Here is a 13,631-nt window from a genome sequence, read left to right on the forward strand (position 1 = left end):
AACTCCCCCGCCCATGTATGTCATAACACCCTCTAGTATATATCAGAACATTTAGGACCATACAAATAACCCGTTCCGGCGCATCCATAATGCGCGTAGAGCGGGTTATAAGCCTATGCCTTCTTCAGGCTATTCAATTCGTTCGAGATTACCGTTTGCATCCATTTTGAAACGGGTCTTAAGCTCTTCTTCCTCTTCATTTAAGAAAGCAAGTCTTCTAGCCCGATCCATAATTTGAATCAATGCCTTGTAGTCATCATTAACGACATGATAGTCTGTCTTCACTTCACTAACTTCTTTCAATAGACGAGCATTCTCCCCTCGGAGTTTAGCCAGCTCTTCTTCCTTCTCACGTAGATTTCTCTCAAGCACTTTGTACTGGCGTCCGCTTTCCTGCAGTCCACCCTTCCATTGGCGGAGGAACCGGATTACCGCATCGATAGACAGTGTTTCTTCACTGGCTCCCTCACTCTTATAGCTCTCCTGCTCAAATTCAACATGGACCAAACCTGCCACTTGAGGTCCTGCAGATGTTGGCTGTTTCTTGTAATAGCTTCGTTTTTGACGTTGAGATTTCGCCAAACTAATCGCTTCCTCGTATTTCTTGCGAACGCAACTGTTCCACCTGAAACCACAGGCAGCTGAAGTCCGGCCAATCCGTTCTCCGACCTCTTCAAATGCTGCTAACTGTGTACTGCCTTCCCGAATGTGACGAAGGGTCACCTCCGCTAAAATCAAATCATCCTCTGCGCTCCATGCATCCTGTCTCACTGCTGACATACCATAAAACCCTCCTAACGACATCCTAAAATAACCGTCTTCAATACCGCACTACTCGGTTGCTGAATAGGGTATAAAAGCTGCTTAATTCATTCCTATGCCTCTCATAGAGTTCATAGAATCTATTTGATACTAAAATGTATTTCCATTTTAATTACAGAACATACACCTGCAGTGCGATTTGTAGTAAAAATACGATTTCGTTCCATATTTCAAGTACAAAAATCACATTTCTTCAAAATTTCAGCTTGATTTCGCCAGTTAGACATTTACACGATTTTACCATGACGTTATAATGTACATAGCAATAAGCATTGTCTGTACATATGAGAGGAGGATATGATCGTGGCACGCATGTTTCGAGTACTCGGTTTTTTCACACTGACCATCGGTTTGATGGCTTTCGCCGGGGGCTTGGTTGAAATGGCTCTGCTCTTCTTCCTGCAGACTGCGTTTTTCGTGATCCTGGGATATTTGAACTTCACGGAGAGAACCTATATTCTTCTCTTCTGGGCTTATATGATCGTGACCTTTACCGGTTTTAGCTATTGGACGATCTTCGAAATGGGCTCACCGCTCTAACATCCCAGCTTATGAAAACAGACAAAAAAGCGATCAGGCAGCTTTTGCCGGTCGCTTTTTTAATGCGCTTACATACTGAAAAAATAAGACAAGGGTTGATATTTGAGCCCTACACGTCATATATTGGTTAAAATAAAGGGATTGCGTATTCCTGAGGAACCAGACATTATTATCAAGGGGGATACCCGTTTGATTGCGCTTAAACCACGCCTATACATAATTCTCCTCTGTATACTGCTTATCACTGGTACCGCTCTAGGTCCCAAAACCGCATTTGCTATTCCAGAGACGACAGCAGTCGACTCGGAAGAGGCACGAAAGCTGCTTGAGGACAGCTTATCTATTGTGGAAATCGATCATGAGATCGAACGAATCGGAAAGAGACAAAAAGAGCTTGAACAAATCCAAAGCTCTCTGGAGACCAAAATATCAAACATCGAACTGCAGATCCAAGAACGCCAAGAACAGGCCGGTATCGTTCTAAGGGCTTACTATATGGGAGAACGTGAAAGCCTGCTCAACCTGCTTCTATCTGCACAAAGTTTAACCGGATTTTTCAGAATACTGGATTTTTACGATCTGATCATACAAAATGACCAAGCCATATTAAGAGCTTACAATCAACAGTATCAAGAGCTTGTATCTGCCCAAACGAAAGCTTCCCGTAATGCAGCCCAGCTGACGGAAGTTAAAGATAACCTTGTCAAACAGAGAGCGCGTGTACTGGCACTGGAGGAACAGGTGAATGGAACTCTTGCTTCCAGCAGCAATCCCCAGGCTATGGCTAAGTTAATCGAGGAATTTACGTTATATTGGGAAAACGTCGGTATCTATGAGGTTAAACGCCACTTTCAGGCTCTGGCTGGTGCGATGAATAACCTCCCTACCTTTATCCAAGGCAGCAAGAATATGCTTAAGACGAACGGAAAAGAATATACGATTAACATTCATGAAGATGATTTAAATGAATTTTTACGATCAGAGGATGAATTGTTTAACACCTTTGCATTTCATTTTGACGATGGAAAAATATCTGCCGAGGGAGAAAGCGGGAACTTATCACTTCTCATTGAAGGTCGCTACACCATCATAAATGATCCCGAGAACGCTATTATGTTTCAGATCGACAAACTTGTATTTAATCGGCTCGAACTGCCTGATACGACTCGGCAAGCACTCCAGAACGAGTTTGATATGAACTTTTATCCCAAACAGCTTATTTCCTTCCTAAAAGCAACAGAGGTTAGCACTAACAATAAGGTCCTATTTGTTAAACTTGAGCTCGACATTTGAGAAGAAAAGCTGCCGAATTCGGCAGCTTTTCTTGAATTATTTAGATGAAACCTTATACTGTCCCCGAAACTCTTCTACAGTCATAAGACCGTTCAAAAGGTCACTCACTGACCTCGAATACATTAAAAAACCGTCCCCGCGTCCGAAATTCAGTTCCACAGCTTCTTCACGTTCCAATAGCGCTCGAAGCCGGTCCAAAGATTCTTTCCAGCTCTCCAAAGGATTGATAGCGCTGTCAGTAGTGCTGTAAAAATCGGACACCGCCGGTAATTTACCTGTACTTTCAGCCCATTTACGCTCCATTTCTTTCGATGTCATCTCAGAAATCCAGGACATTGCAAGCTGAGATGACTCACTTTGAGAGGTTACAGCAACACTTCGGGAACGAACAACAGGTTTACGTTTTTGCGTGCTGTAGTCTGGAAGCCAAAAACGATATCCCTCAGGAGGGTCCTTCCTAAAGACGGAATAAGCTGCTACTGCGACAGAAGCGTTATCGCCTTCTATCTCCTCCATCAGAGCCGCTCTGTCATCTGTCAGCTTAAGCCATGAAGCACCCGCAGGAGGAGCCAGCATGCGCAATATCTCTTTGTCCGGTCTTGCAGGATCACCACTCAGTGCACTTACAACAGCCGCAAATGCATACGGATCTTCCGGATCCAAAACAAACACAGGTTTTTTCTCTATGCTTTTCTTGAAGTCCTGCCAACTCTTACGGCTGGATGGTAGCTCAGAGGCCGTTTCTTCATCCGCTTGCCAAACAAGTACATAAGGATCCATATCAAACGGAATCCCCCACTGATAACCGTTCCACTGAACAGACGATAACAAGCCCCCTAAAAGCTGAGAATCAGGCACAACAGCCTGTGAAGCGTCTATTGGGAGTAAAAAACCCTTAACCGCGAGCGATTTGATCCAGTGGCTGTCAATGAATAGAACATCAGGGCCTTCGCCAAGGCTCATTTTTTCAATAAGAGATTCCTCACTAGAACCCATCGTTTCCAAAGGAATGATCTCAACCTCTGCACCTGTCTTCTCCATGAATTGTTCATTCATCTGATGAAGTGTATCGAGCTCAGCATCGTCCATCTGAACAGCAATTTGTATTGGTCCCAAGTCACTCTCCGGTGTATCAGGCTTTTGTGATGGCGGGACAGGTTCTTTGCCAGGAGGATCACTGCCTATATGTTTAGTAAATTCAAAGCTCGGAGATAGACTGGTTAAAGAAAGAAGTAATATGGCAAAAAGAAACCAATAATTTTTTCGTTTCATCCCTTCTCCTCTCTTCTTGAGCTCTGCCCTTATTTTACCAGACTCATAGGGCTCTTGTCCTACCTTTTTTTGTAGATAACAAGACCATTTTTTACTATATTAGAAGAACTAAAGATTCTTAGCTCTAGGCATCACTAAGAATGAGGATTATTCTTCCGATCCCTGAAATCCGAGGGACAGAAGAACAATCCAGGATTCCGGCGATTCCTGCTACCATAAAATCAAGCAGGTCACCCAAGGATAAATTCCTCGGGCGACCTGCTTCTGCTTATTCTGAGAAATGTCCCTAATATTCATTTAAATACTTTTGAGACATCATCGTCCAGATTGTATCATTTCCCGGAAAATAGAGTTTACAGCAAATCTGCCGCCAACTGGGCCAGCTTCGACCGCTCGCCTTTCGTCAACGTAATATGACCACTCAGACCTTCCTGTTTAAAACGTTCAACAACATAAGTCAATCCATTACTAACAGCATCCAGGTAGGGATGATCAATTTGCTCCGGATCCCCCATCAAAATAACCTTGCTTCCTTCCCCTGCACGGGAGACGATCGTTTTGACTTCATGTCGGGATAAATTCTGGGCCTCATCCACAATAATGAACTGGCCTGGAATGGAGCGTCCTCGTATATAAGTCAGTGCCTCTACTTGAATACTTCCAAGCCCCATTAAGATTTTATCAATATCGCCTGCTTTTTTCGTATCGAACAGAAATTCCAGATTATCATATATCGGCTGCATCCACGGGCGAAGTTTTTCTTCTTTTTCACCGGGTAGATAACCGATATCTTTCCCCATAGGAACCACAGGCCTTGCGATCAGCAGCTTTTTGTATTTATGGTCATCCTCTACTTTACACAAACCGGCGGCTAGTGCGAGCAGTGTCTTACCTGTACCGGCCTTGCCTGTTATCGTAACCAATGGTATATCGTCATTCAATAATAGCTCTAAAGCCATTCTCTGTTGAGCATTGCGGGCTGATATGCCCCACACCGGATCGTTGCTAAGATAAAGAGGCTCCAGCCTTATGGCATCCGAATTCACGCGAAGCAATGCCGACTTTCCGCTTCCCATCTCGTCTTTCAAAATAACAAATTCATGTGGAAAGAGCGTATACGGAAGCTGAAGAGGCTTAATTGGTAATGAACGATAACTGTAAAACTCATCTATTACTGATGGGTGTACCTTCAGAGTTGTATGGCCTGCATACAACTCACTCGGGTCCGCTGTTCTGTCAGACAAATAATCCTGGGCTGTCAGACCAAGCACATCCGCTTTAATTCTGACCAGCACATCCTTGCTGACCAACACGACAGGACGCGAATTTTCTTTAGGTTCTTCCTCCAATTTATAATTCAAAGCGACGGCCAGAATCCGATTGTCGTTCGAGGCCTCGCAAAACATCTCCTGTACCTTAACAAAGCTGCGGTGGTTCAGCTCAACCTTGAGTCTGCCTCCGTGTTCTAATGGAACACCATCATGCAGTTGTCCCTTCTCCCTAAGTCCGTCAAGCAGACGTGATACAGAGCGGGCATTCCGTCCGAGCTCATCGGCATTTCGCTTCTTGGAGTCGATTTCTTCAAGTACAACAGCGGGAATGACCACATCATGCTCCTCAAATGCAAAAATTGCATTAGGATCGTGCAACAGAACGTTGGTATCCAGTACAAAAATTTTTTTCATTGTATCCCCTCCACTGCTCCTTCATTACACACGTCCACCACATTATCGAAGCAAACCCCGTATAGTTCGTTCTTTGCTGTATGAAAGGACAAAATGAACCTTTGAGACTGCTATGCTCAATATATTAGCCAGGGCGCGCTGCTATATTACCTAAACATCACCTCCTTTCAGAATACAAGAGGCTTGCAATAAATAGGCAGTTTACGACAACAGCTGTCAATGTAATGACAGAGTCCGTACTTGCCAAGCAAAAATCTGCAAAAACGTACAAAAAAAGCCCAGTGATAACATCACTAGGCTTTTCGCATGGCAGCAAAAACTTGTCCGTCAAGCTTTTCGGCTGCGCGCTCATCATAAATTTTAACATACTCAGGAGATGCAGATAATTCAATACCATGAAAAAGTGCATTGCGCACCGCTTCAACATGTATGTCGAAACAACACATTTCAAAAGGTACTTCATCCATAGGATCCTGACGAACTTCGGCACGGCCTCCGATAGCAAATACTTGTCCGTCTCCATACACCGTTACGGTCACAAGCGGGTTTTGCTTGAGATTGTTCACAAGCCGTGAACGATGATCAATCGCTAACCGGAGTGTGAAAGGATCTACCGCATAAATCCATGAAATAACGCTCGAAGTCGGGCCACCGGATACAGCATCCACGGTATTTAGCAATACGAATGTTTCGGGCTGCAGTTTCTGCATCAAAGCTTCCGTCAATTGCGTAGTGGGTTGGGACATTTACACCGGCCTCCTGTACAATGAACTTTCGTTTGTTACATTGTATTATATCACAGCGTAAAACTTGCCTTCAATTGTCACGACTTAGGTGCGGATTCCGTGTCTGTACCCTCCGGTTCGCGGGTATGCTTGCCGGCTAGTTCATCTTTCAACGCTTGCTTCGCCTTCATCAGCTCACTATCGTTAATGTAAACGTAAGGACTACGCCATTCGCCAGTAACCGGCACGAATTTCACATCTTCTTGATTAATGTCGTAATACGCCATGATCATATTCTTAAGCTGATCTTTTTCAAGATCGGTTTTCATATTATCGTCCACTGCATCAAGTACCTTAAAAGCTTTTGTTGCTCCTCCGAACGACTTCATTCGGTCAATCATAGAATGAAGCACCTCGCTCTGACGGGCATTTCGGTCAAAGTCGTTGGACTCCTTAGTCTTCGGTTTACAGTTCATCGACTTCCGGTAGCGGACATAATCCAGTGCTTGCTTTCCATCAAGCTCTTGCGGACCGACCTTCAAATTTATATCGGTTCCGTCCACAGAGTCCCGGTGGCACATGTTATATTTCACGTCCACGTCCACTCCACCGAGGGCATTAACTACATCACGGAATGCCTGAAAGTTAAGAACAGTAACGTAGTCTATATCCACATCCAGATATTTTCCAAGCATCGTCTTCATTTGGTCTTCGGCAAGAATACCACTCTTCTTTTCCTGAGTCTTGAATATAGGATAGAAAGCATTCAACTTCTGATTCGATTTATAACCTTCCAGCTGCAAGCTTGTATCTCTTGGCAATGATATCAAAGTGGCCGAATTCGTCTCCGGATGCATCGAAACGACCATTACCACATCCGTAAGATGAGTCCCGGTTTCCGGCCTATAGTCCGTACCGAGCAGCAGCATCGTGATCGGCTTGACCTTGGCTGACTGTTCCGGAGGTACCTTATTATTATTTCCGGTATCAAGTATACCGTTCTCAACCTTGAAGTATAAACTTCCGGCATAAACCGCAACTCCTAAAACTGCTAGCAATACAAGAATCAGAATAACTTTAAAAAATGATTTCACACCGCTTTTTTTCTTTGGAGGCGGCTTCTTTTTGCTTTGTCCCCCGCTTTTTGCTCTCGGAGGTAGATTAGTTTGACCAGAACTCATATCATAACACCTTTTTTCATTCAATTTAGAGGAATGTCCGATAAACACCCCAACATAGGGGTATTTACCGGACCATGTGTACTTCTCTCTTTTTATAAACGAGGGTGACTGGCAAAAAGTTTCCGGATCAACCGGCAAGGTAAAATTTAGCGTGTTTTCGCTTCCGTCTGAGATTTCCTTTTCTGACGGTCCTCTACAAAATAGCGGATCCGAACCATCAACATCAGCGCCACTGCAACGAGCAGACATTGGATAATCGGCAGTTTGTCAACTTGAAAGATGAGCAGCATGCCGGAGCCCAGTGCCATCAGGATATACAGGAGAATTTCTTTCAGAAGCGGAAGCTTCTGCTTCACCCGGAATACCTTGTTGTACACGTAAGTAATAAGCACAAAAATGATGATATAGGAAATGAGAGGATGCGCGGCAAACCAGGCTTGCATAACAGGTTCACTCCTTTACGATAGGAAACACATTTACGCAACTTCTATATTAAAGAGAAGGTTGCTCTCTCTATTATAGATTCGATTCCGCCATTTTACGATGCTTTTCTGCACGTTCGCGTTCACTCTTGTTCAAAATCTTCTTACGAAGACGAACGGACTTCGGTGTAATCTCACAATATTCATCGTCATTCAGGTACTCTAGCGCTTGCTCCAATGAGAACATACGAGGTGTTTTCATCTTAACGGTATCGTCCTTCGTAGCAGAACGTACGTTAGTAAGCTGCTTCTCTTTGCAGATGTTTACAACGATGTCGTTATCCCGAGTATGCTCCCCGACGATCATACCTTCATAAATTTCAGTACCTGGCTCCAGGAACAGTGTTCCACGGTCTTCCACGGACATCATGCCGTAGAATGTCGTTGATCCGTTCTCGGTTGAAACTAGAACACCTTGGTGACGTCCGCCAACCTGGCCACCATGCAGTGGTCCGTAGCTGTCGAAAGCATGGTTCATCACACCATAACCACGTGTCAGTGTCAGGAAGTGAGTACGATAACCAATCAGTCCACGAGCAGGAATCAGGAACTCTAGACGCACCTGACCGTTACCGCTGTTAACCATGTTAACCATCTCGGCTTTACGGGAGCCCAGACTTTCCATAATCGCGCCCGTGCTGTCTTCAGGCACATCGATCATTAGACGTTCGATCGGCTCCATTTTGACACCATCAATTTCTTTTACGATAACTTCAGGCTTGGATACCTGAAGCTCATATCCTTCACGGCGCATGTTCTCAATCAGGATGCTAAGGTGAAGCTCACCGCGACCCGATACAATATAAGCATCCGGGCTGTCTGTCTCATCCACACGAAGGCTGACGTCTGTTTCCAGCTCTTTAAAGAGACGATCACGCAGTCTACGGGATGTAACCCATTTACCTTCACGTCCTGCAAACGGACTGTTGTTAACGAGGAACGTCATTTGCAGTGTAGGCTCATCAATCTTAAGCACAGGAAGGGCTTCAGGATGCTGAGGATCTGCAATGGTTTCGCCAATGTTAATGTCTTTAATACCGGAAATGGCAACAATGTCTCCAGCTCCCGCTTCAGCGATCTCTACACGCTTCAAACCTTGAAAACCAAACAACTTCTCAATACGAGCCGTCTTGCTGGAACCGTCACGCAGCATAACGGTAACTGGTTGTCCTTGCTTGATAATACCACGGTTCACACGACCAACAGCAATCCGACCCAAATATTCGTTATAATCCATCAGTGTTACGAGGAACTGTAAAGGCTCGTCCACTTTCTCGGTTGGGGAAGGGATATGCTCGATAATTGTTTCGTATAGAGCGAGCATGTTGTCGTCCTGTTTCTCTGCATCAAGACTTGAAGTACCGTTCAGTGCGGATGCGTACACAACTGGAAACTCCAGTTGTTCGTCGTTCGCGCCAAGCTCGATAAACAGGTCGAGAACTTCATCTATGACTTCCGCCGGGCGAGCTGCCGGACGGTCGATTTTGTTAACAACAACAATGGGAGTCAGGTTGTGCGCAAGCGCTTTGCCAAGCACAAATTTCGTCTGAGGCATACATCCTTCATAAGCATCAACAACAAGTAATACACCGTCAACCATCTTCATGATACGTTCCACTTCGCCGCCAAAGTCAGCATGGCCCGGAGTATCAACAATGTTGATTAGAAAATCTTTATACGTTATGGCCGTATTTTTGGCCAAAATGGTAATCCCGCGTTCCCGTTCCAGGTCATTCGAGTCCATCGCCCGCTCCTGCAAAGTTTCGTGCTCCCGGAAAATACCGGATTGCTGCAGCAACTGGTCGACAAGCGTCGTTTTTCCATGGTCAACGTGGGCAATGATTGCGATGTTGCGAATCTGATCTCTAGATTGCATAAATATATCTCAAATCCCTTCTTTTCGAATGAGCCACCCAAAGAAGCGCCAGGGCGTTAATGCCTACCGACGCTTCAACATAACCACTATATTATAGGTAATCTGATATAGAAATCAAGTCTTTTCAGAAAATTTCCAGCAAAATTACCACCCGCGGCTCCATTTTCCGCCTTTCGTCCGGTTACGTCCATAAATAAGCCAGATCCCTGCTGCGATCAATACAAGCGCGATAATATAAAACGCTCCAGTGTTCAGCCAAGTGAAAATAAAGATCACAACCGATAAAAGCATCAGACCAAGTGCCGTCGGAAATACGGCCCCGGGCCGGGGTCTCTCATAAAGATAATACTCATATAGACCTACTGCAATACCCAAAATAAGGATCGGCCACAATGAGCGCATCAGATCCCATCCCCAGAAACTGCAGATAAGGAACAGCACTCCATAAACCGTAAGAATCCCGCCAGGGATCAGGATCGCTGCTGACGCACGACGGCCGAAAAACAATACATGAAGAAGCAGACCCGGTAGAAGCAGGAGTATCGGCCATAAGGTACGGCCCAAAAACCCGAACACTCCAAGCTTACCGAGCAAAATTACAACGCCTGCCGTAACGATAAATAAACCGAGCATTAAATCTTTTTTGGAGGACATCTCATCACCCTCTTTATTTAATATGTACAATCGCTGGTTTCACTAAGATAATGTACTTATCTTAATCTTATCCGAAACCGACAAAAAAAACCATATCCTGAGCTTGTACCCCATAAAAAAACGTTTGGGGTCGATTTTCAGTGGGTAAGAAACGTCTATCAACGTACCTCAAAGAAGATATATACTTTCTTATCTCCAAAAAGCACCTGACAGGTTATCCTGTCAGGTGCTTTTTACCATACAGCCTTACTTTTTCAACGTTTTTAATCCGCTTAAGCCTATGACCAAGAGCGCCAACATTGCGGGTAAAATGGTATGGGACTGAGGTGCCCAGTAGGCAATAAGCAGCCCAGTCTTGGAATCCTGAAGCAGCATATCCCCCGCCGTATAAGCAAGAATTCCTGCCCCGATATACAGCAGGATCGGAAATTTCTGAAGTAATTTTGAAATGATACCGCTCCCCCACACGACAATAGGTATGCTAAGTAGGATGCCTATCATAATTAAAGACAGATCACCGTTTGCAAGGCCTGCTATCGCAAGAACATTATCCAGACTCATTACAATATCCGCCATCAGAATTGTATTGATTGCTTTCCACATGGAGGAAGATACAGAGAAGCGGGCGCCGCTATCATGCTGGTCAGCCAGCAGTTTGAATGCGATCCACAACAAAAGTAGTGCCCCTCCGGCTTGTAAATACGGTACCTTAAGTAGCAATACGGCAGCAAACGTGAGAACACACCGCAATAACACTGCACACATTGTGCCGATCCATACTGCCCTTTTCTTGTGTTTCTCAGGAAGATCCCTACTCGCCATAGCAATAACCAAGGCGTTGTCACCGCTTAGCACCAGATTAATGATTAATATTTGTCCTAACAGCCATATCGTCCCCACTCTGACAACCCCCCCACTTAACACATATGAGCGGTGTGTGCGGGCTATGCTTGCACGATTGAAAAAATAGGCCTATAATAAATCCACTTTGTTCAGGCGGAGCCGTAACACATGAGGAGTGACAAACATGGATACCACAACTGTGGAATTTTTCTTGGCCTTAATCAACATTGTGTTCTTAGATCTCGTCCTAGCTGGAGATAACGCCATTGTCATTGGCCTGGCTGCCCGAAATCTTCCACCGGCTACTCAAAAAAAGGCAATTATCTACGGAACTGGCGGTGCTGTTATTCTCCGCATCTTTGCTACTATTCTCGTAGTCTGGCTGCTTAACGTGCCATGGCTAATGCTGGTAGGAGGAATTTTGCTCGTCGGAATTGCGTACAAGCTTCTGACAGATGAGAACGATCGTACAGATATCAAGGCAGAGAAAAGCCTGGGTGCCGCTATCCGTACAATCATCGTCGCTGATGCGGCTATGGGTTTGGATAACGTTATTGCCGTAGCAGGTGCAGCGAAACATAATACACTTCTCGTCATCATTGGTCTTCTAATCAGTGTTCCTATCGTTGTTTGGGGCAGTACGCTATTTATCAAACTGATCAACCGGTTCCCTTGGATCATCTATCTGGGAGCAGCGGTATTGGGATTCACAGCCGCCTCAATGATCACGAACGAAAAACATTTTAAAGTTTTTTTTGAATCCCACTCCCTTGTACACGGTCTGTTCATTGCAACGGTTATCATAGGTGTTCTGGCTGCAGGACATTTCAAAAAGAAATCTAATCGCCGCCACCGGGAACAAACAAGTACTTCATGAACCACAACAAAAACGTCTATCGACATACTTCAAGGAAGACAGACCGCACTTAGCAGTAGTTTTTCGGCTCTTAACAAAAAGGACTTCCCTGCCATGGGAAGTCCTTTCGTTATATCTTGGTTGCAATCTAGAACCATTTCTCTTTAACTACTTCGTCCGGAATCTCTTCACGATTCCGGTCTAAACTCAGCTCTGGTGTTACAATAATGGTCTCCGTCTGCTCAACAGCTGTCTGAATAAGTTCAGACAATCCTGGCAAGGAACTTTCCACTTTTTCCACGATCCGAAGGTTGGGGTTCGTTGTCGGTGATTTCGGGACAAACAATGTGCAACAATCCTCGTAAGGTAAAATAGACGTCTCATAAGTTCCGACCTGCTTGGCCAGATTCACAATATCATTCTTGTCGGTCGTTATAAGCGGACGGAGAATCGGCAGTTCAGTAGCTCTGCCAATGACATTCATGTTAGGCAGCGTCTGGCTGGCTACCTGGCCCAAGCTATCCCCCGTTACGAGAGCAAGCGCACCTTCACGTTCAGCGAGCATGGTAGCAATGCGGAGCATTGCACGGCGCATGAACGTAATAATTAAATTATCCTGACCGATGCCAGCGAAGGATGTCTGTACATCGGTAAAAGGGACAAGATGAAGCTTGATGTGACCCGCATAACCAGACAATATTTTCGTTAGATCAATAACCTTTTCTTTGGCCAATTGGCTCGTGTATGGGTAACTGTAAAAATGCACACATTCAATTTCCAGCCCCCTCCGCATAGCAGACCAGGCGGCAACCGGACTATCGATTCCCCCCGACAGAAGCAGCATCGCCTTTCCGTTTGTCCCGAGCGGATACCCGCCAACGGCCGGAATGACCTCGTAATAAAGATAGGTCCGGTCCTCGCGGATCTCAATCTTGAGCTCAATCTGCGGATGCTTTACTTGCACTTTGAGCTGTGAGTACGTTCGAAGCAGAGGAGAACCAATCAGATGATTCATCTCTTGAGAAGAATGCGGGAACTCCTTCCATACACGTCTCGCATTCACCTTGAACGTTGTCTCTGTCTCGTCCGAAAGATCAGTCTGCCCTATAAAATCCACTGCAGTCCTGACAATTTCATCAAGCTCCGATGGACAGACTCGGACAGGACTGACAGAGACAATTCCAAATACCTTTTTGAGCACTCCGGTTAAAGCTTCATTCGGTTCCCCGTTCAACTCCACATATATTCTTCCATACTCCTTCAAGATTTTAGCTTTAGGGTATGCCTTTAGTAATGATCTTACATGCATAAGCACAGATTTCTCAAAACGGTTGCGGTTTTTCCCCTTCAGGGTAAATTCTCCGAAACGGAGAAGCAGCATGTCATAGGTTATATTCAAATG

The 13,631-nt window shown here is 45.0% G+C and carries 13 protein-coding genes; 3 read left to right on the plus strand and 10 right to left on the minus strand.

Going from position 1 to position 13,631, the window contains the following annotated elements; genetic code table 11:
• Window positions 1–129 precede the first annotated feature (129 nt).
• On the minus strand, window positions 130–780 hold the full coding sequence (locus AC2TF5_RS19675; protein WP_491298849.1) for an RsfA family transcriptional regulator: 651 nt from the start codon (window positions 778–780) through the stop codon (window positions 130–132).
• Window positions 781–1,125: 345 nt separating this feature from the next.
• On the opposite strand from AC2TF5_RS19675, the gene AC2TF5_RS19680 reads away from it, so the two are divergent.
• Window positions 1,126–1,362 carry a DUF2626 family protein gene (locus tag AC2TF5_RS19680; RefSeq protein WP_491298850.1) on the plus strand — a complete coding sequence of 79 codons (237 nt, stop codon included), beginning with the start codon at window positions 1,126–1,128 and terminating at the stop codon, window positions 1,360–1,362.
• Between the two features lie 189 nt (window positions 1,363–1,551).
• Window positions 1,552–2,655: a coiled-coil domain-containing protein gene (locus tag AC2TF5_RS19685; RefSeq protein WP_491298851.1), complete on the plus strand. Its 1,104-nt coding sequence runs from the start codon at window positions 1,552–1,554 to the stop codon at window positions 2,653–2,655.
• A 36-nt stretch (window positions 2,656–2,691) separates the two neighbouring features.
• Here the strand turns inward: AC2TF5_RS19685 and AC2TF5_RS19690 are convergent, their stop codons facing one another.
• From AC2TF5_RS19690 to AC2TF5_RS19725, 8 genes are all read right to left on the minus strand, one after another.
• A complete protein-coding gene (locus tag AC2TF5_RS19690; RefSeq protein ID WP_491298852.1) occupies window positions 2,692–3,927 on the minus strand; it encodes an extracellular solute-binding protein in 1,236 nt (411 codons plus the stop codon).
• 353 nt (window positions 3,928–4,280) lie between these two features.
• Window positions 4,281–5,612 carry a PhoH family protein gene (locus tag AC2TF5_RS19695; RefSeq protein ID WP_491298853.1) on the minus strand — a complete coding sequence of 444 codons (1,332 nt, stop codon included), beginning with the start codon at window positions 5,610–5,612 and terminating at the stop codon, window positions 4,281–4,283.
• 293 nt (window positions 5,613–5,905) lie between these two features.
• Window positions 5,906–6,358 carry a pyridoxamine 5'-phosphate oxidase family protein gene (locus AC2TF5_RS19700; RefSeq protein ID WP_491298854.1) on the minus strand — a complete coding sequence of 151 codons (453 nt, stop codon included), beginning with the start codon at window positions 6,356–6,358 and terminating at the stop codon, window positions 5,906–5,908.
• A gap of 77 nt (window positions 6,359–6,435) precedes the next feature.
• Window positions 6,436–7,518 (minus strand): LCP family protein, encoded by a 1,083-nt coding sequence (locus AC2TF5_RS19705; protein WP_491298855.1) that lies wholly within the window; start codon window positions 7,516–7,518, stop codon window positions 6,436–6,438.
• Between the two features lie 146 nt (window positions 7,519–7,664).
• Window positions 7,665–7,961, minus strand: a complete 297-nt coding sequence (locus AC2TF5_RS19710) for a YlaH-like family protein (protein WP_491298856.1) — start codon at window positions 7,959–7,961, stop codon at window positions 7,665–7,667.
• A 73-nt stretch (window positions 7,962–8,034) separates the two neighbouring features.
• A complete protein-coding gene (gene typA / locus AC2TF5_RS19715; RefSeq protein ID WP_491298857.1) occupies window positions 8,035–9,876 on the minus strand; it encodes a translational GTPase TypA in 1,842 nt (613 codons plus the stop codon).
• 144 nt (window positions 9,877–10,020) lie between these two features.
• Window positions 10,021–10,530, minus strand: a complete 510-nt coding sequence (locus tag AC2TF5_RS19720; protein WP_491298858.1) for a hypothetical protein — start codon at window positions 10,528–10,530, stop codon at window positions 10,021–10,023.
• Window positions 10,531–10,776: 246 nt separating this feature from the next.
• Window positions 10,777–11,430, minus strand: a complete 654-nt coding sequence (locus AC2TF5_RS19725; RefSeq protein ID WP_491298859.1) for a TerC family protein — start codon at window positions 11,428–11,430, stop codon at window positions 10,777–10,779.
• A gap of 127 nt (window positions 11,431–11,557) precedes the next feature.
• Between AC2TF5_RS19725 and AC2TF5_RS19730 the strand changes: the two genes are divergently transcribed.
• Window positions 11,558–12,250 carry a TerC family protein gene (locus AC2TF5_RS19730; protein WP_491298860.1) on the plus strand — a complete coding sequence of 231 codons (693 nt, stop codon included), beginning with the start codon at window positions 11,558–11,560 and terminating at the stop codon, window positions 12,248–12,250.
• 127 nt (window positions 12,251–12,377) lie between these two features.
• On the opposite strand, the gene thiI is transcribed toward AC2TF5_RS19730, so the two are convergent.
• Window positions 12,378–13,622, minus strand: a complete 1,245-nt coding sequence (gene thiI, locus AC2TF5_RS19735) for a tRNA uracil 4-sulfurtransferase ThiI (protein WP_491302945.1) — start codon at window positions 13,620–13,622, stop codon at window positions 12,378–12,380.
• Between the last annotated feature and the right edge of the window lie 9 nt (window positions 13,623–13,631).

Source organism: Paenibacillus sp. JNUCC 34 (assembly GCF_058269055.1).

Coding starts and splice junctions, on each gene's coding strand:
- AC2TF5_RS19690 (WP_491298852.1), bottom strand. CDS start 3,927: ATGAAACGAAAAAATTATTGGTTTCTTTTTGCCATATTACTTCTTTCT.
- AC2TF5_RS19705 (WP_491298855.1), bottom strand. CDS start 7,518: ATGAGTTCTGGTCAAACTAATCTACCTCCGAGAGCAAAAAGCGGGGGA.
- typA (WP_491298857.1), bottom strand. CDS start 9,876: ATGCAATCTAGAGATCAGATTCGCAACATCGCAATCATTGCCCACGTT.
- AC2TF5_RS19710 (WP_491298856.1), bottom strand. CDS start 7,961: ATGCAAGCCTGGTTTGCCGCGCATCCTCTCATTTCCTATATCATCATT.
- AC2TF5_RS19720 (WP_491298858.1), bottom strand. CDS start 10,530: ATGTCCTCCAAAAAAGATTTAATGCTCGGTTTATTTATCGTTACGGCA.
- AC2TF5_RS19700 (WP_491298854.1), bottom strand. CDS start 6,358: ATGTCCCAACCCACTACGCAATTGACGGAAGCTTTGATGCAGAAACTG.
- AC2TF5_RS19675 (WP_491298849.1), bottom strand. CDS start 780: ATGTCAGCAGTGAGACAGGATGCATGGAGCGCAGAGGATGATTTGATT.
- AC2TF5_RS19730 (WP_491298860.1), top strand. CDS start 11,558: ATGGATACCACAACTGTGGAATTTTTCTTGGCCTTAATCAACATTGTG.
- AC2TF5_RS19695 (WP_491298853.1), bottom strand. CDS start 5,612: ATGAAAAAAATTTTTGTACTGGATACCAACGTTCTGTTGCACGATCCT.